Genomic DNA, 17,543 nt, shown 5'->3' with positions numbered 1-17,543 from the left:
ACCGATCATGGTCAACAAGCGCTCGCTTCGGCTCTTCCCCGGGATCAGAAACGCGCCCGCACTGCCCGGATCGCCGCGGCGATCGACAGTTCGCGGTTCTCCTCGACCGCATTGTCGTCCTCATGATGCCAGGACGCGGACAGACAACCATAGGCGATGGCATGGTCCAGTATTGCCGCCGGTGATTGCCCCAGCGTCCGGGAAAAGACCTCGGCCATATGCGCGATCCGCTCCGGGGCGAGGCAAAGTGCATCGCGGTCGAGCGGATTGTAGAACATGTTGGCGGCGTCGAAACCGGGATCACCGAGCACGCCCTTCGGATCGATCACCAGCCAGCCGCGCGGTCCTCGCAGGATGTTTTCGTGATGCAGATCGCCATGCAGCGGCCTGATGTCATGCGGATTGGCCAGCAGTCGTTCCGCGATGGCGCCGGCCTCGACATAGAGGCTGTCACCACCGATGCCACGATCGGTTGCGGCTTTCTTGAAGAGGCTGGCGAACCGCTCCCTGAGCGGCTGAAGCTCGGACGGGTAGGGGTGATCAGATGGCGAAAACAATTTCGCCATCACATCCGCCGCGATGGCGGTCGCTGCATTGTCGCCTTGTTCGACGAGAACCTGCGACAGAAGTGTGTCCCCGCCATATTCGAGCAGCATGGAATGCCCGTCACGGCCGAGAAGCCGCACCGCGCCTTCGCCGCGCCGCCAGGTAAGGAAATGCTCGCCGCGCAACTCGTCGGCAACGTCGTCGAACGGCTTCAGTGCCTTCACAATGGCTGGTGAGCTGTCCTCGAGCCGCACCTTCCAGATGCGGCTCGAAAAGGTCTCGGCAATGAGTTCGGGTTCGCTGACTTTCCAGCGCGGTGGAAAGGCCGGCGCGTTCATCACAGACCGAGCATCAGGTCCATGTTCTGGACGGCTGCACCGGAAGCACCCTTGCCGAGATTGTCGTAGACCGCCAGCAGCAGCGCCTGAGCTCTGCTGTCGTTGGCAAAGACATAGACCTTCATGCGGTTGGTGCCGTTGTAGACCTCCGGATCGATGTCAGGCACGCGCTCCAGATGCGCATAGGGCGCCACCTCGACCACACCGCCCTTGATCGCGGCGAAATGGTCCGCAATGGCGGCGTGAAGTTCGGCACCCGTCGGTACGCGGTCGAGGCCACCGAGTTGCAACGGCACAACCGTGATCATGCCTTGCGCGAAATTGCCCACCGCCGGCTGCATGATCGGATCGTGCGACAGCTTCGCATAAGCCTTCAATTCCGGCACGTGCTTGTGCTGCAGGGTCAGGCCATAGGGCAGGTACTCCGAGGCGTCCTCGCCCTTGGCGACGTAGTCCTCGATCATCGGGCGCCCGCCGCCCGAATAACCCGTAATGCCGTTGACCGAGATCGGGAAATTGGCCGGCAGCAGGCCTGCCGTGACCAATGGCCTGAGCGTCGCGATCGGCCCCTGCGGCCAGCAGCCGGGATTGGCGACGCGCTTGGCCGTGGCGATCTTCTTCGCCTGCTCCTTGTCCAATTCGGCGAAGCCATATTCCCAGCCTTCGGCCACGCGATGCGCCGTCGACGCATCGATGACCTTGGTGGTGTCGTTGGCGATCAGCGAGACGCTTTCCTTGGCCGCATCGTCGGGCAAGCACAGGATCGCGATATCGGCGGCGTTGAGGAATTCGGCGCGCGCGGCCGTTTCCTTGCGGCGCTCGACCGGAATGGAAATGATCTCCAGATCGCCGCGCTCGGCAAGCAGCGCCCGGATCTGGAGGCCCGTGGTGCCGTGCTCGCCGTCGATGAAGATTTTCGGTTTCATTGCCTGATCAAATTCCCTGATATCTCAAAACTATATGCCGTTGCCATGATTGACCGCGGCGCCATTGTGGTCGCCGCTGTTCAACTCATCGAGCCGGGCCTTTCGTTCCGCCAGCAGGCCGAGATACTGCATGGCCACCATCGAACCGGCGATCGCCGTTATATCGGCGTGATCATAGGCCGGCGCAACCTCCACGACATCGGCACCGACAATATCGACCTGGTTGAGCTGACGCAGCGTCGACAGGATCTTCGCTGACGACGGCCCCCCCGAAACCGGTGTGCCGGTTCCCGGCGCATAGGCCGGATCGAGGCAGTCGATGTCGAAGGTCAGATAGGTCTTCCTGCCCCCGGTGCGATCAACGATGGCATAGGCGATGTCGGAGGCGCGCATTTCCTCGATTTCATGACCGTGCAGGATCTTGATGCCGAACGTGTCGGGCGCATGGGTGCGGATGCCGATCTGGATCGAGCGGTCGGGATCGATGATGCCTTTCTTGACCGCGCGGCCGACGAAGGACCCATGATCGATGCGCTTGCCGTCATCGGGCCATGTGTCCTGGTGGGCGTCGAACTGCACCAAGGCGAGCGGCCCGTGGATGGCGGCGTGCGCCTTGAGCAGCGGCCAGGTGACGAAATGGTCGCCGCCGAGCGTCAGCAGGAAGGCGCCGGATTTCAGGATCTTGGCCGCCTCGCGCTCGATCGTGCCGGGCGTCTTCTGATGGTTTCCCGAGTCGAGCAGGCAGTCGCCATAATCGACCACGGCGAGGTGCTCGAACAGATCGCGTGAAAACGGGTATTGCGGGTCGTTATCGAGGATCGCCGAGGCGCGGCGGATCGCCTGCGGCCCGAACCGGGCGCCCGGCCGGTTGGTGACGGCGGCGTCGAAGGGAATGCCCCACACCACCGCATCCGCGCCCCTCACGTCCTTGGTGTATTTGCGCCGCATGAAAGACAGCGCGCCAGAATAGGTCGGCTCAAGGGCGCCACCCGTTTTGGAGCGGGTGGTGAAGGCATGGTCGATGTTCTTGGTCGCCATTACTGGTCCTCGTTTTCATCGGGGTGCAACAACTACAAAACCGGCATGGAAGATGCCAGTCACAGCTTGGGGAGACGAAACCGTGCCGCCCGGGTGCCACGGCAAGACAGGATTTGTATCATCATGACGCAGACCGCGTTTCTTAATCCGTCGGATGCCGTGGTGTCGACCCACGCCGGCACGATCGCCGGCGATCGCTTCCAGGTTCTCGATTCGTGGCGCGGCATCTGCGCGTTGTTGGTGACGCTGTTTCATTTCCCGACCGCCTCGGCGATCTCGCAGAGCGGCTTTGTCGGTTCGTCCTATCTTTTCGTCGATTTCTTCTTTGTCCTTTCCGGCTTTGTCATGGCCTCGAGCTATGCCAATCGGCTGGGCCGGCCGGGAGAGGTTATCCGCTTTGCGCTGGTCCGGTTCGGCCGCATCTACCCGCTGCATCTGGTCATGCTTGCCGCCTTTGCCGCCTTCGAGCTGTTGCGGCTGGTGCTGCCGCAATTGCATGGCACGGGGGCAGCTCCCTTCACCTGCGGCTTCGAGCTCAAGAGCTTGGCTGCCAATCTCCTTTTGCTGCAAGGTGTCGGCTTCGAGGATCGGTTGACGTGGAACGCGCCAAGCTGGAGCATTTCGGCCGGGTTTTTTGCCTGTCTCCTGTTTGCCGGCGTGGTCTTCGTCGCTGGCGCACGCGCCTGGATATGGTTTGTCGCCGCCGCCGTCGCCGCGCCGCTGTTCCTGCTCGGCTTCTCCACGCATCATATGGATGTGTCCTATGATTTCGGCTTCACCCGTTGCCTCTACGGCTTCTCGCCCGGCGCCCTGTTGGCCTGGTTTCAGCATGATTCCATTGCAGGGGCGCGACAGGTTTTGCTCGCAAACGGCCCGCGGATGAGCTGGACTCTTGCCGAAATCGTCATGGTGGCCGTTATCGTTCTCTTTGTCTCGCTGGCGGGCGACAACGACGCCGGCATTGCCGCGCCCCTGGTGTTCGCCCTGGCGCTGTTTCTCTTCGCCCATGAAGGCGGCTGGATCAGCGCGTTGCTCAGGACGCCGTTCATGCTGAAGCTCGGCGCGCTGTCCTATTCGATCTACATGGTCCACATCTTCGTCCAGGCGCGCCTGATCAATGTCGCCGGGCTCGTCGAGCGCAAACTCGGCCTCGGCTTGATTGGCGACATAGTACTGCGTGGCGAGCCCGCGACCGGCTTTGGCGCCGGATGGACAGCGACTGTGGCGATCGTCGTCATGCTCGCCGCCACCATCGCCGTGTCGTGGGTCACATGGCGCCTGGTCGAAATGCCTGCAATGGCTTGGTTCCGCCGGCTGTCGAAGCGCATCTGACCCACATCGCCGGCCAACCGCTACAGCATGTCGCCCAAAAGTGACTTTCGGTTTTGGGGAAGACGACATGCGTAAAGACAAACATCCAAAGCGTCGCCTGAATCCGTTTCGACGCGACGCGCTTTAGCCGGCTTCGTTCACCTGGATGTCACTGACGTCGCCTATCCCGGCTCGATCCGGCAAGGAGCGATTCTCGATGCGGACGATCTGGCTGAGCCTTCTGCTTTCCACCGCGCTGGCGGCCGCCTCCGGTCAGGCCTTGGCCGGCGAAACTCGCGCCAGGCAGATCCTCGACCGCTTCGAACATGCCAACCAGTGGCGCGACCATGTCATGGTGGCTGCCCATCGCGCCGGCAGCATGCAGGCCGGCAAGACGCTCTATGCGGAAAACTCGCTTGCCGCCGTGGAAGGCTCGATCGCGGTCGGCGCCGAAATTGTCGAGGTCGATATCCGGCGCTCGAAGGACGGCGAGTTCATCGTCATGCATGACAGCTGGCTGGACCGCACGACCACCTGCAAGGGCGAGGTCCTCAACTACACGCTGGCCGAACTGAAGAGATGCCGGCTGGTGATCGAGGGCACCCATGCCGTCACCAACGAGACCGTCTCGACGTTGCGCGAGATGCTGATGACGACAAGGGACAGGATCCTCATCAATCTCGACAACAAGCTCGAAGTCGGCGACCTCCCGGGCATGATCGCGGTGGCTCGGGATCTCGGCATGGCCGAACAAGTCATCGTCAAGGAAAACCTGTGGAACCAGAACAGGATCACCACGGTGAGGGCCGCCATGGCCGCGGCAGGCGATGGCTTCCAGTTCATGCCGATCATCGCCGATGACGCGGTGCATGATGCCGGCTTCGCCTCGACGGTCGACCATGCTTTCGCGCCGCGCGCGATCGAGCTGATCAACTGGCGGGCGGACGCCGAGACGTTGACCGAAACCGGCGGGTCGCTGTTCAGCACCCGCATGCGCGCCGAGGCGGTGAGGGGCGACTGGCATATCTGGGCCGACACCTACGCCATCGTCAACAAACCGGGCGGCTTCCTCGCTGGCGGCCGTGGTGATGAACTGGCGGTCCAGGCCAGCCTGCCGCGCGAAGCCTGGGGCTTCTGGGCCGACCGCGGCGCCACCATCATCCAGACCGACGAACCGAAAGCAGCGATCGGCTGGCTGGCTGCGAATGGTTGTCGCGTGCCTTATGCCGGCGAGAAGCCGACAGAACCGGCGCATACAGCCAGCATCAATTAGGAGTGGCGGCTGAAGCTGCCGCTCTCCCTCTCTCGTGAGAGTTGCCCGGCAGGTCGGAGGGGCGCTGTCCCACAATTTGTCGATCAATCAAATCTGTAGCCCAAAAGCAAAAAAGGCCGCCCGGAGGCGGCCTTTTTCGATATCGGAGTTCGAAACGCCTAGCGCTTCGAGAACTGGAAGGAGCGACGGGCCTTGGCCTTGCCGTACTTCTTGCGCTCGACGACGCGGCTGTCGCGGGTCAGGAAGCCGCCCTTCTTGAGCACGGCGCGCAGCGCCGGCTCATAGTAGGTCAGCGCCTTGGAGATGCCGTGACGCACGGCACCGGCCTGGCCGGACAAGCCGCCGCCGACGACGGTGGCGACGATGTCGTACTGGCCCGAACGGTTGGAGGCGATGATCGGCTGGTTGAGGATCATCTGCAGGACCGGACGCGCGAAATAGGTCGCGAATTCCTTGTCATTGACGACGATCTTGCCGGAACCCGGCTTCACCCAGACGCGCGCGATGGCGTTCTTGCGCTTGCCGGTGGCATAGGCGCGGCCCGACTTGTCGAGCTTCTGGACGTGGACGGGAGCCGCGGCCTGCGTGTTCGTGTTGCCGGTGGCGGCGCCCAGTTCTGCGAGCGAGGAAAGCTCAGCCATCTTATGCGACCTTCTTGTTCTTGGAATTCAGCTTGGCCACGTCGAGGACTTCTGGCTGCTGGGCGACATGCGGATGTTCCGCGCCTGCATAAACGCGCAGGTTCTTCATCTGGCGACGGCCGAGCGGACCACGCGGAACCATGCGCTCAACGGCCTTCTCGACGACACGCTCGGGGAAACGGCCCTCGAGCAGCTGGCGCGCGGTGCGCTCCTTGATGCCGCCGGGGTGGCCGGTGTGCCAGTAATAGACCTTGTCGGTGAACTTCTTGCCGGTGAACACCACCTTGTCGGCATTGATGACGATGACATTGTCGCCGTCGTCGACATGCGGGGTGAAGGTCGGCTTGTGCTTGCCGCGAAGATGATTGGCGATGACAGTGGCAAGACGGCCGACGACGAGACCCTCGGCGTCGATCAGGATCCACTTCTTCACCACATCCGCAGGCTTCTGCGAAAAGGTTGTCATGTTTTCTGCTCTCGGTTTTGACCTTCACGGGGAAGGCGTTTCTTGTTGCTTGGATTGGCGAAAGACGTTTGTCCCCAGCCAATAAACAAAACGGCGGCCTTCGCGGGCCGCTGCTTCGTGAGGGCTTATAGGCGAGGGCAGTGGTTGCGTCAAGGCAGTGGGAAAGTCCTAAGGCGCAGAAAATGCTGTAGAAACAATACGTTGGTCGAAAGGTATTATTTTACCACATCTGTGGCGCGCTGCGGCGGGATCGAATAGGTCCCCGTGGCATGCGCGATCGTGTGTCCATCCGGGCCGGCGACGATGTCGATGTCGAACACCATCAGGCTCTTTCCCAGCTTCAGGATGCGGCAATGACCATCGATCGGCCCGGCCTCGGCCTTGCGGACGAAGTTGATGTCGAGGTTGACGGTAACAGAAAGCGCGTCCGGCCCGGCGTGGGAAAGCACACAGACATATCCGCCAATGTCGGCCAGCGTGAACAGCGACGGACCGGATACAGTTCCGCCAGCACGCAGGTGCCGCTCGCCAGCGTTGAGCCGCACAATGCAGCCGCCTGGGAACACGTCGATCGCCTCGTAATATTTGAACTGTTCGTTGAGTTGAGGATAGACGGTCTCCATCAGCACATTGACTTGCGCTGCGCTCAGCACGGGCTTGAGATTGTTCTGGGCGGGCATGTCGGCCTCTCGTTTTGTGCCAGGCTTGTATGAACGCAGCGCGGCATTTCTGGCAACACCTTCATCCCGGCGCAAGCGGTCCTGGCGCAAGCAATGGGTGTTGGACGAAAGCTGATCCGATATTAGATACTGTGCCAGCACGAACGGAATCGCGAGACCTCATCCATGGCCGAAATCCTTGCTATCAAGCCTGCTGCCGCCGACGAGGGCCCGGTCACGGCGAGGCTGGATAAGGGCGTGCTGCGCCTGACGCTCGCCAATCCGCCCGCCAACGCCTTGTCGCTGGCTGTGATGGCGGCGCTGACGGCGGAACTCGACCGCGCCAAGGCCGACAAAGCCGTTCGCGTCATCGTGCTGTCGGCGGCCGGCAAGGTGTTCTGCGCCGGCCACGACCTCAAGGAAATGACCGCGCGGCGCGCCGACGCCGATCGCGGCAAGGCCTTCTTCGAAGAGACGTTTGCCGCTTGCGCGACGCTGATGCAGACCATCGTGCGCCATCCCCTGCCTGTCATCGCCGAGGTCGACGGCCTGGCGACAGCCGCCGGCCTGCAACTGGTCGCCAGTTGCGACCTTGCGATCGCCTCGCACGAGGCGACCTTCTGCACGCCGGGCGTCAACATCGGCCTGTTCTGTTCGACGCCGATGGTGGCGCTATCGCGCAACGTCTCGCGCAAGCAGGCGATGGAGATGCTCTTGACCGGCGAGACGATCGACGCCGCAACGGCGAAGCAATTCGGCCTCGTCAACCGCGTCGTGCCGCGCGAGTACCTGAATCAGATTGTCACCAAATACGCCCAAACCATTGCTTCCAAATCCTCCTTGGTGGTGAAGACCGGCAAGGAAGCTTTTTACGCGCAGGCCGAGATGGGCTTGGCGGATGCCTATGCCTATACCGGCCGCGTCATGGTCGAGAACATGCTCGCGCGGGACGCGGAAGAGGGCATTGGTGCTTTCATCGGCAAACGCAAGCCGGAGTGGACGGACGAATAGGACGAGGATTATGGAACCGCGCATCTCCATCATCACCATCGCCACCGACAATTTGGATCTCGCCGTGCGTTTCTACGAGGCTATGGGTCTGAGGCGCCACGCGGGCATCACCGACGGTGTCGCCTTTTTCCAGATGGGCGGCGCCATCCTCGGTCTGTTCCCGCGCGCCAGCGCCGAGGAGGATTCGGGCATCACCTTCGCCCAGGCGCCCTCGGCCGTCTATCTCGCCTACAACACCCGCTCGGACGCCGAAGTCGACGAGGTGCTCGCCATGGCCGAGAAGGCCGGCGGGCGTATCGTCAAGCCGGCCGGCCGTGCCTTCTGGGGAGGCTGGTATGGGTACTTCGCCGATGCAGACGGGCATGTTTGGGAAGTGGCGCACAATCCGGCCTTCCCGATCGCGGAAGACGGCACGATTTCGCTGCCTGATTGATGGCTTATCGCAAGCAGCTGACACGGCTCAAGGCACCGTATCTCAAGCGCATTCTGCTCGACCCGGAGCGCGTGACGGACTGGGAGAAATACCCTTGGAACCTGCCGCTGTTTCGCGGCCACGGGTTCGAGCTCGAATTCGCCACGCCCATCACCATCATCGTCGGCGAGAACGGCACCGGTAAATCCACGCTGCTCGAGGCGATCGGCGCGCTGGCCGGCTATGACGAGGCCGGCGGCGGCAAGGGCTACCGACCGGTCGACCATGCCAGTGCCATCGACAAGAGTGGCGCCGCACTGGCGAACACATTCCGTGGCCACTGGTTGCCAAAAGTCACCGCCGGCTGGTTCTTTCGTGCTGAATCCTTTTACTCCGTGGCTCGCTATCTCGATCAGGCGGCGCTGGAGGACCCGTTCAAGCCGCCGCCGCCGGATTTCCTGTCCTGGTCGCATGGCGAAGGCTTCATCCGCTTCTTCGAGGAGCGCTGCCGCAGGCAAGGCATCTATATTCTCGACGAGCCCGAAAGCGCGCTTTCACCGACGCGCCAGATCGAATTGCTGAAGATGCTTCGGCGCATGGACCGGTCGGGCACAGCGCAAGTGATCATGGCGACCCATTCGCCGCTGCTGATGGCCTGTCCCGGCGCGCAACTGTTCCGCATCAGCCGCTTCGGGCTGGAGCCCTCTGACTTTCGTGATACCGACCACTTCCGCATGCTGCGCGATTTCAGCAATGACCTGGGTGGTTTTCTCGCTGAGGCGTTGTATGAGGACGAGGCATGAACCACGATAGCTACGACAACACCTATATCGGCGGCATCCTCAATGCGGTGAAGACCGTCGCCATGGTAGGCGCGTCGGCCAATGATGTCAGGCCGAGCTATTTCGTGCTGAAATATCTGCTGGCCAAGGGGTTTTCGGTGTTCCCGATCAATCCCGGCCAGGCCGGCAAGGAAATCCTCGGCCGCATGACCTATGCCAGGCTGGCCGACATCCCGGAGCCGATCGACATGGTCGATGTCTTCCGCAATGCAGCCGCGGTTCCCGGTATCGTCGACGAGGTGCTGGCGCTCGATCCCTTGCCGAAAGTCATCTGGATGCAGCTTGGCGTGCGCCATGACGAGGCAGCCGCCCGCGCCGAAGCCGCCGGCATCAAGGTGGTGATGAACCGCTGCCCCAAGATCGAATATGGCAAGCTCTCCGGTGAGATCGGCTGGACCGGCGTCAATTCCGGCGTCCTGTCGTCGAAAAAGCCGCTTATGCGCCAGGGCTTCCAGAGTTTTGGCGTCCGCCAGAAGTGACGTGATACGGGATCGCTTTTCCGCAAAAGATTCCAGTCAACTGCCGGTGCGCAAAATTTTTTCGGGAAGCCATTAAGTTTCCCATGCGTTCATCGCGGATCGCACGCCGAAAGGTATTTTCTTCTTTGCATTCCAGGCCGCGCTTCGCCAAGAATGCCCCGCCAATTAAAAGTTTCAAAGGGAGGTTTCAGTGACCCGTTCGCCCGGTTTCAACACGCTCGCGGTCCACGCCGGCGCCAAGCCCGATCCGGCCACCGGCGCGCGCGCCACGCCGATCTACCAGACGACCTCCTTCGTCTTCGATGACGCCGACCACGCCGCTTCGCTGTTCGGGCTGAAGGCGTTCGGCAACATCTACACCCGCATCATGAATCCCACCCAGGCAGTACTCGAAGAGCGCGTCGCGGCTCTCGAGGGCGGCACGGCTGCGCTTGCGGTTGCATCCGGCCATGCCGCGCAGGTCATCGTGTTCCACAATCTGATGCAGCCCGGCGACAATTTCGTCGCCGCCAACAAGCTTTACGGTGGTTCGATCAACCAGTTCGGCCATGCCTTCAAGAATTATGGTTGGGAGGTACGCTGGGCCGACACCAATGATCTCTCGACCTTCGAGAACCAGATCGACGACAGGACCAAGGCGATCTTCATCGAGAGCCTGGCCAATCCGGGCGGCACCTTCGTCGATATCGAGAAGATCGGCGACATCGCCCGCAAACATGGCCTGCCGCTGATCGTCGACAACACGTTGGCCTCGCCCTACCTCATCCGCCCGATCGAGCACGGCGCCGATATCGTCGTCCATTCGCTGACCAAGTTCATGGGCGGCCACGGCAACTCGATCGGCGGCGTCATCGTCGACGGCGGCACCTTCGACTGGTCGAAGTCGGGCAAGTACCCGATGCTGTCGGAACCGCGCCCCGAATATGGCGGCCTCGTGCTGCACGAAACTTTTGGCAATTTCGCTTTCGCCATCGCCGCCCGCGTGCTCGGCCTGCGCGATCTCGGCCCGGCGATCTCGCCGTTCAATGCCTTCCTTATCCTCACCGGCCTCGAAACCTTGCCGCTGCGCATGCAGCGGCACTGCGACAACGCGATCACGGTCGCCGGCTGGCTGTCCAACCACCCCAAGGTCGCCTGGGTGAATTATCCCGGCCTGCCCAGCGACAAGAACAATGCGTTGCAGAAGAAATACTCGCCTGAAGGCGCCGGCGCCGTCTTTACCTTCGGCCTCAAGGGCGGCTACGAGGCCGGCATCAAGTTCGTCGAAGCACTCGAGCTCTTCTCGCATCTGGCCAATGTCGGCGACACCAAGTCGCTGGTCATCCACCCGGCATCGACCACGCACCGCCAGCTTTCCGACGAGCAGAAGGTCAAGGCCGGCGCTGGCCCGGACACTGTGCGGCTGTCCATCGGCATCGAGGATGTCACCGACATTGTCGCCGACCTCGAACAGGCACTCGCCAAGGTCTGACCTGATATGTCCGCGCTTCTTTCCGTCGACACCAAGAGCGTCGAGCCCGAATCCGGCGCGCCCGCGCCGGATCGCCTGATCTCGGGCGATCCGAAATTCCGCACCTGGAACATCGAGGAGCGCGACGGCGGCCTCTACGCCGGCATCTGGGAATCGACCCCTGGCAAATGGCGCATCGTCTATGACGAATGGGAATTCTGCCACATTCTGTCAGGCGTCTCGGTGATCGCGGAAGAGGGTGGGGAAGCGCGCACCGTCAAGGCCGGGGACAGCTTCGTGCTGAGGCCGGGCTTCAGGGGAAGCTGGGAAGTGCTTGAAACGACTCGCAAGGAGTATGTGATCAAGCTTTGATCACCTCGCTGCCGGATACTCTCCGGCTTCTGGGCCACGGCGTCAGCCATGCAGCCGAACAGGATCGTCACGGCGAGCGCGATCGCGCCTCTCGAAAACAATCTCATCGCGAGCCCAGCCCACCATGGTCAGAAACGCACGGAGAGCGCCTCCAGCCCATGGAAGTGGTAACTGTCGCGGAAGCGGGGCTGTTCGGCAAGATGCACTCGCGGGTGCCGATCAAACAAAGTCTTCAGTGAAACCTGCAGTTCGAGGCGGGCGAGCGGCGCGCCGATGCAGAAATGGATACCGGCGCCGAAAGACACATTCTTCTGGTCGGTGCGCTCCTGCCGGAAGGCCTGCGGTTCGGCAAAGGCGTGCGGGTCATGATTGGCCATGCCGAGCAAAAGCCCGATCGTCTGGCCCGGCCGCACGACGATGCCGGGCGCGATTTCGATCTCCTCATAGGCATAGCGCATGAACATGTGCAGCGGCGCGTCGAAGCGCAGGCATTCCTCGACCGTCGCTGCTGTCGCTTCCGGTGAGGTGAAGAAGCGGCGCGGGTCGCCGCCTTGCGCCAGGATGGAATGGACGGCGTTGCCGGTCTGGTGCACGGTCGCTTCATGGCCGGCGTTGAGCAACAGGATGGCCGAGGAGACCAGTTCGTCCTCGGACAGTTTCTGGCCGTCTTCCTGGGCCGAGATCAGCAGCGACAGCAGGTCATCGCCCGGCTTCTTGCGCCGCTCGGTCACGTAGCCACGCAGGAAGTCGGAGAATTCGCCCGCGGCACGGTTGGCCGCGTCCTCGGTCTCGCGGGTGCGGCCATGGATATACATGGCGACCATCCGATGCGACCAGTCGAGCAGTTGCGGGCCTATCTCCACCGGCACGCCGAGCATTTCGGCGATGATGGTGATCGGCAGCGGGGAGGCGAAGGCCGGCAGGAGGTCAACGGCCTTGCCAGGTTCGAAACGATCCATCAATTCGTTGGCGAGTGCCTCGACACGCGGCCGCAACCGTTCGACCTGACGCGAGACGAAGGCACGGTTGACCAATGTCCTCAGCCGCGTGTGCACCGGCGGCTCCAGTTCCAGCATCGAGTTGGCTTCGATGCCGTCAAATGCCTTGAGATAGGTCCTGTCTTGGCCGACACCACGGCTGTCTGGGATGCCGGCCGGGTTCTGGCGGCCGAAACGGCGGTCGCGCAGCAGTCTGTTGACATCGCCAAAGCCACCAAAACACCAGAAGCCGAACTCTTCCCAGAAAAATGCATTCGACGCGTCGTGCAGGAAGCCGTAGGCCTCGTAAGGGTTCAGGAAGAAAGCCGGTTCGCGCGGGTCGAGCCTGAGCCGGCGAGTGGCTGGATCAAAGGCCAGATACGGGAGCGTCGATTTGGTCATGCCAGAACCCATAGCGCGGCTTGCCAGCCCGGTTCCAGACCGTATGTTGCGTCCGACAGCCCGATGCATTGAGCCAGCCATAGGGTTGCGGAAAGTCTGAACGGATGAATGTGATCGTTGTCGGCGCGGGTATCGCCGGTCTCTCCACGGCGTGGTCTCTGGTCAAGGCGGGCCACGCCGTGTCGATCGTCGAGCAGGGGCCGATTCCCAATCCGCTGGCGGCATCGGGCGACCATCACCGTATCATTCGCCGCGCCTACCGCGCTGGCACCGGCTATGGGCGGCTGATCACCGAAGCCTATGAGGCCTGGGACGAGATGTGGGCCGATCTCGGCGAGAACCACCTCGATGCGCGCGGGTTCGTCTGCGTTTCGCGCGAGCCCGGCGATGAGGCCGAGGAATACCGCGAGGGCCTGGAAGAGGGGAATTTCCCTTTCGAACTGCTGGAACCGGACGCTGCCGTCGAGCGCTGGCCGTTCCTTGAGGCCGGCTCGTTCCGCTACGCCTATTTCTCCAGGGAAGGCGGCGCGCTGCATTGCCGCGGAATAGCGGCGGGGCTCGCCAAATGGCTGCGCGCCAACGGAGCCAACGTCTACGAGCACAGCAAGGTGACGGAGATCGATGCCCAGGCCGGCCATATCGTGCTGGAAAGCGGCGAGACGATGCAGGCAGACCGCATAGTCGTTGCCGCCGGCGCCTGGGTGCTGAAGCTATTCCCTGAACTCGGCGGTGAATTGAAGACCTTTCGCACCGCGCTCGCCTATGTCGAACCGCCCGCCGAGCTCAAGGCGGCCTGGGAGGCGGCGCCCGTCATTCTCGATGTCGGCGGCAAGACCGACGGTTACATGATCCCGCCCACCCGTGGCGCCGGCATGAAATTCGGCTCAGGCCTGCACAAGGTGCCGACCAGCGACGCCGACTGGAACCGCGAGCCGGTGCCGGGCGAGGGCGAGGCGATCCGCAACCTGTTTTCGCCGCCGATCGCCCGCATCGAGGAGTATAAGGTGACCGAAGTGGTCACCTGCGCCTACACCTTCACGTCAGACGAGAAATTCCTGGCGCATGAGACAGGCAAGTGCCTGGTCGTCTCGGCGTGCTCGGGTCACGGCTACAAATTTGGTGCCGCGGTCGGGCGCCGTGTTGCCAAAGCCATTGGCGATAGCGATGTCGCGGGCCTCAAGGCTTGGCTGCGGGCCGAGGTGGCCTAGGCTCAGTCCTGGCAGTGCCTCGGTATATGCACGCGGCGCCACTCCGATGACCCTTCACGCACCAGCACGCGCCGCGGGACGGTCTGGTAGGCGGCGGGAATATCGATGACGCGCCTTTGCTCGGGCCGCACCAGCACCTCCTCGGCGATGCTGTCATATTGCGCCGGAATGACGACGCGCCGCGTTCGCTCGGGCTGGATCACCACCGTCTCGGCGACGCGTTCGTAGCGCGCCTTGTGCCAGACCTTGCACAGCACCCGGCGGCCATGGATGACGCGCCATTCCCAGGAATAACCGCCGCCATCGATCCTGACGGTGTGGTAGACGGTCCGGGTGATTGCCGGGACCACTTCATATTGAACCTGTGCCGGAACGGTCATCACCACACGCTCACGGGTGCCATAGATCGGCGGATCATAGTCGACGGTCTGCTGGCCGGGAGGGCTGACCATGACGTCTTCGTAGACGGTGTCGTAAACGGCCGGTGTGCGGACGGCTCGTAGCATTCGACGGCGCGGCCGCCTGCCGCCGTTTGCGAAATCGAGCCGAGCAGGGTCAGCCCGGCAATGGCGAAGCATGCGGTCTTTCCTGACATGACACTCCCCGTTTGAACTCTATTGCATGGCGCCCAAAAGTGAACCTCGGTTTTGGGGCAACGACATGCATAAAAACAAAGCCACAAGTTCAACGTTGAATTGTAGGGGAGGCCGTTGCGGAGAAAAGCGGTTCGGCGCATTTCGTTAAGTGACGAGGTTAAGAAACTGCTACCTGGCGAGGGCCGGCTCGGTATTTCGGGTCGGCGTGGCATCAGCTGCTGCTAATCCTTGCCCGGAAGCTTGATTCGACTTACCCAGATGGCTAGGACGGGTTGGCCTTGCACAAGGATGAGCCGGCATCCTATTTACATCTTGACGATCCAGAACCGATTCTGCCCGAGCTGCCAGCCTGTCCGGCGCCGGAATCCCACCGCGAGACAAGAGATAACTGATGAAGAATCCCGTCGAAACCTACATGAACCTCGTTCCGATGGTGGTCGAACAGACCAATCGCGGCGAGCGGGCCTACGACATTTTCTCGCGCCTTCTCAAGGAGCGCATCATTTTCATCACCGGTCCGGTCGAGGACGGCATGGCGACGCTGGTCTGCGCGCAGCTCCTGTTCCTCGAAGCTGAGAACCCGAAAAAGGAAATCAACCTCTACATCAATTCGCCAGGTGGCGTCGTCACCTCGGGCATGGCGATCTACGACACCATGCAGTTCATCAAGCCGGCCGTGTCGACGCTGTGCATCGGCCAGGCGGCCTCGATGGGCTCGCTGCTGCTGACCGCCGGTCACAAGGACATGCGTTTCGCGACGCCGAACGCCCGCATCATGGTTCACCAGCCGTCCGGCGGCTTCCAGGGCCAGGCGTCCGATATCGAGCGTCACGCCCAGGACATCATCAAGCTGAAGCGTCGCCTCAACGAGGTCTATGTCAAGCACACCGGCAAGAGCTATGACGAGATCGAGAAGACGCTCGACCGCGACCATTTCATGACCGCCGACGAGGCCAAGGATTTCGGCCTGATCGACAAGGTCATTTCGTCGCGCGAGGCGGCCGAGGGGGCGTTGGCATAAAGGCTAGTTGGCAGTTGGATGGCACCATCACGCGCTTTTGGCGTGTCTTGCGTCATTTCGGCCACAATTGGCTGTTCCCTCGGAGGTCGGGATTGCCTACGTTAAGGCTATGTTGATTTTCGACGGCTTAGCTTTGCGTGGGGAAGCTGCGAATCATTGCCACGTTTTCTGATTTGTGTTTCGTACGCAATACGTTGCGGGAGCCGGAAGACTGGCGGCGGCGGATTCCCGCGATAAATAGAGTATGCGCCCTTTCAGCCAGACCATCGGCGGGCGGCCATGAAAGGACATGAAAATGAGCAAGGTCGGCAACAACAGCGGTGATTCCAAGAACACGCTCTATTGCTCGTTTTGCGGCAAAAGCCAGCACGAGGTGCGCAAGCTGATCGCCGGCCCAACGGTGTTCATCTGCGACGAGTGCGTCGAGCTGTGCATGGACATCATCCGCGAGGAGAACAAGACCTCGATGGTGAAGTCGCGCGAGGGCGTGCCGACCCCGCAGGAGATCCTCAAGGTTCTCGACGACTACGTCATCGGCCAGCCCTACGCCAAGCGCGTGCTGTCGGTGGCGGTCCACAACCACTACAAGCGCCTGGCGCATGCCGGCAAGAACAACGACGTCGAGCTGGCCAAGTCCAACATCCTGCTGATCGGCCCGACCGGCTGCGGCAAGACGCTGCTCGCGCAGACGCTGGCCCGCATCATCGACGTGCCCTTCACCATGGCGGACGCCACGACGCTGACCGAGGCCGGTTACGTCGGCGAGGACGTCGAGAACATTATCCTGAAGCTGTTGCAGTCGGCCGACTACAATGTCGAGCGCGCCCAGCGCGGCATCGTCTACATCGACGAAATCGACAAGATTTCGCGCAAGTCCGACAATCCCTCGATCACCCGCGATGTGTCGGGCGAGGGCGTGCAGCAGGCGCTGCTCAAGATCATGGAAGGCACGGTCGCCTCCGTGCCGCCGCAGGGCGGCCGCAAGCACCCGCAGCAGGAATTCCTGCAGGTCGACACCGCCAACATCCTGTTCATCTGCGGCGGCGCCTTCGCAGGGCTGGACAAGATCATCTCGGACCGCGGCAGGAAAACCTCGATCGGTTTTGGCGCCATCGTCGCGTCGCCGGAGGATCGCCGCACTGGTGACGTTTTCCGCCTGGTCGAGCCCGAGGATCTGTTGAAATTCGGCCTCATTCCGGAATTCGTCGGTCGTCTGCCGGTCCTGGCGACGCTCGAAGATCTCGACGAGCCGGCATTGATCCAGATCCTGACCGAGCCGAAGAACGCGCTGGTCAAGCAATATCAGCGCCTGTTCGAGATGGAAAATGTCGACCTGACCTTCCACGAGAACGCGCTTTCGGCGATCGCCAAGCGCGCCATCGAGCGCAAGACCGGCGCGCGCGGCCTGCGTTCGATTATGGAAGCGATCCTGCTCGACACGATGTTCGAACTGCCCGCGCTCGAAGGCGTGCGCGAGGTGGTGATTTCGGAAGAGGTGGTGACCGGCAGCGCCCGGCCGCTCTACATCTATTCCGAACAGAAGGAAAAGAAGGGCAATGTCAGCGCCTGATATGG

18 protein-coding genes and 1 pseudogene are annotated in these 17,543 nt (G+C 62.3%); 11 read left to right on the top strand and 8 right to left on the bottom strand.

Annotation, left to right across the window (positions count from 1 at the left end; genetic code table 11):
• Positions 1-44 precede the first annotated feature (44 nt).
• From FJ434_RS02850 to speB, 3 genes are read right to left on the bottom strand one after another with little or no spacing between them, the layout of a single operon-like run.
• The gene (locus FJ434_RS02850) at positions 45-887 is read right to left on the bottom strand and encodes an aminoglycoside phosphotransferase family protein (RefSeq protein WP_210242179.1); all 843 of its coding nucleotides are present in this window, start codon (positions 885-887) and stop codon (positions 45-47) included.
• Positions 884-1,810, bottom strand: a complete 927-nt coding sequence (gene argC / locus FJ434_RS02845; RefSeq protein ID WP_140749555.1) for an N-acetyl-gamma-glutamyl-phosphate reductase — start codon at positions 1,808-1,810, stop codon at positions 884-886. Before argC ends, FJ434_RS02850 begins: the two co-directional genes overlap by 4 nt.
• Positions 1,811-1,840: 30 nt before the next feature.
• Positions 1,841-2,848: an agmatinase gene (speB, locus tag FJ434_RS02840; protein WP_140749558.1), complete on the bottom strand. Its 1,008-nt coding sequence runs from the start codon at positions 2,846-2,848 to the stop codon at positions 1,841-1,843.
• A gap of 123 nt (positions 2,849-2,971) precedes the next feature.
• Between speB and FJ434_RS02835 the strand changes: the two genes are divergently transcribed.
• Both FJ434_RS02835 and FJ434_RS02830 read left to right on the top strand, forming a co-directional pair.
• Positions 2,972-4,180 carry an acyltransferase gene (locus FJ434_RS02835; RefSeq protein ID WP_140749561.1) on the top strand — a complete coding sequence of 403 codons (1,209 nt, stop codon included), beginning with the start codon at positions 2,972-2,974 and terminating at the stop codon, positions 4,178-4,180.
• A 196-nt stretch (positions 4,181-4,376) separates the two neighbouring features.
• A complete protein-coding gene (locus FJ434_RS02830) occupies positions 4,377-5,432 on the top strand; it encodes a glycerophosphodiester phosphodiesterase family protein (RefSeq protein WP_140749564.1) in 1,056 nt (351 codons plus the stop codon).
• A 158-nt stretch (positions 5,433-5,590) separates the two neighbouring features.
• Here FJ434_RS02830 and rpsI read toward each other — a convergent pair whose 3' ends face one another.
• From rpsI to FJ434_RS02815, 3 genes are all read right to left on the bottom strand, one after another.
• Positions 5,591-6,073 (bottom strand): 30S ribosomal protein S9, encoded by a 483-nt coding sequence (rpsI, locus tag FJ434_RS02825; RefSeq protein WP_010915637.1) that lies wholly within the window; start codon positions 6,071-6,073, stop codon positions 5,591-5,593.
• 1 nt (position 6,074) lies between these two features.
• A complete protein-coding gene (gene rplM, locus FJ434_RS02820; RefSeq protein WP_010915638.1) occupies positions 6,075-6,539 on the bottom strand; it encodes a 50S ribosomal protein L13 in 465 nt (154 codons plus the stop codon).
• 215 nt (positions 6,540-6,754) lie between these two features.
• Positions 6,755-7,219 (bottom strand): PaaI family thioesterase, encoded by a 465-nt coding sequence (locus FJ434_RS02815; protein WP_140715163.1) that lies wholly within the window; start codon positions 7,217-7,219, stop codon positions 6,755-6,757.
• A gap of 165 nt (positions 7,220-7,384) precedes the next feature.
• On the opposite strand from FJ434_RS02815, the gene FJ434_RS02810 reads away from it, so the two are divergent.
• The 6 genes from FJ434_RS02810 (at position 7,385) to FJ434_RS02785 (ending at position 11,764) form a co-directional block, all read left to right on the top strand.
• A complete protein-coding gene (locus FJ434_RS02810; protein ID WP_140715161.1) occupies positions 7,385-8,209 on the top strand; it encodes an enoyl-CoA hydratase in 825 nt (274 codons plus the stop codon).
• A 10-nt stretch (positions 8,210-8,219) separates the two neighbouring features.
• A complete protein-coding gene (locus tag FJ434_RS02805; RefSeq protein ID WP_027143619.1) occupies positions 8,220-8,642 on the top strand; it encodes a VOC family protein in 423 nt (140 codons plus the stop codon).
• Positions 8,642-9,424 (top strand): AAA family ATPase, encoded by a 783-nt coding sequence (locus FJ434_RS02800; protein WP_140749567.1) that lies wholly within the window; start codon positions 8,642-8,644, stop codon positions 9,422-9,424. Before FJ434_RS02805 ends, FJ434_RS02800 begins: the two co-directional genes overlap by 1 nt.
• On the top strand, positions 9,421-9,942 hold the full coding sequence (locus tag FJ434_RS02795; RefSeq protein ID WP_140506460.1) for a CoA-binding protein: 522 nt from the start codon (positions 9,421-9,423) through the stop codon (positions 9,940-9,942). The genes FJ434_RS02800 and FJ434_RS02795 overlap by 4 nt, the downstream gene beginning before the upstream one ends.
• A 190-nt stretch (positions 9,943-10,132) precedes the next feature.
• Positions 10,133-11,413, top strand: a complete 1,281-nt coding sequence (locus FJ434_RS02790; protein WP_027143622.1) for an O-acetylhomoserine aminocarboxypropyltransferase — start codon at positions 10,133-10,135, stop codon at positions 11,411-11,413.
• A 6-nt stretch (positions 11,414-11,419) separates the two neighbouring features.
• Positions 11,420-11,764, top strand: a complete 345-nt coding sequence (locus tag FJ434_RS02785; protein WP_140715155.1) for a cupin domain-containing protein — start codon at positions 11,420-11,422, stop codon at positions 11,762-11,764.
• Between the two features lie 128 nt (positions 11,765-11,892).
• Here FJ434_RS02785 and FJ434_RS02780 read toward each other — a convergent pair whose 3' ends face one another.
• Positions 11,893-13,143, bottom strand: a complete 1,251-nt coding sequence (locus FJ434_RS02780) for a cytochrome P450 (RefSeq protein WP_140749570.1) — start codon at positions 13,141-13,143, stop codon at positions 11,893-11,895.
• A gap of 104 nt (positions 13,144-13,247) precedes the next feature.
• Here FJ434_RS02780 and FJ434_RS02775 point away from each other — a divergent pair, with 104 nt between their 5' ends.
• Complete coding sequence (locus FJ434_RS02775; protein WP_140749573.1) at positions 13,248-14,351, top strand: FAD-dependent oxidoreductase; 1,104 nt, start codon at positions 13,248-13,250, stop codon at positions 14,349-14,351.
• A gap of 2 nt (positions 14,352-14,353) precedes the next feature.
• On the opposite strand, the pseudogene FJ434_RS02770 reads toward FJ434_RS02775, so the two are convergent.
• Positions 14,354-14,946, bottom strand: a pseudogene (locus FJ434_RS02770) (hypothetical protein).
• A gap of 392 nt (positions 14,947-15,338) precedes the next feature.
• On the opposite strand from FJ434_RS02770, the gene clpP reads away from it, so the two are divergent.
• Both clpP and clpX read left to right on the top strand, forming a co-directional pair.
• The gene (gene clpP / locus FJ434_RS02765) at positions 15,339-15,968 is read left to right on the top strand and encodes an ATP-dependent Clp endopeptidase proteolytic subunit ClpP (RefSeq protein ID WP_027028064.1); all 630 of its coding nucleotides are present in this window, start codon (positions 15,339-15,341) and stop codon (positions 15,966-15,968) included.
• Positions 15,969-16,263: 295 nt separating this feature from the next.
• Complete coding sequence (clpX, locus tag FJ434_RS02760; protein WP_023759839.1) at positions 16,264-17,538, top strand: ATP-dependent Clp protease ATP-binding subunit ClpX; 1,275 nt, start codon at positions 16,264-16,266, stop codon at positions 17,536-17,538.
• Positions 17,539-17,543 lie beyond the last annotated feature (5 nt).

This window comes from Mesorhizobium sp. B2-5-13, from assembly GCF_006440535.1.
Classification (GTDB): Bacteria; Pseudomonadota; Alphaproteobacteria; order Rhizobiales; family Rhizobiaceae; genus Mesorhizobium; species Mesorhizobium salmacidum.
The sequence above is the reverse complement of the archived record's forward strand: the minus strand, read 5'-3'. Positions and strand labels throughout refer to the sequence as shown.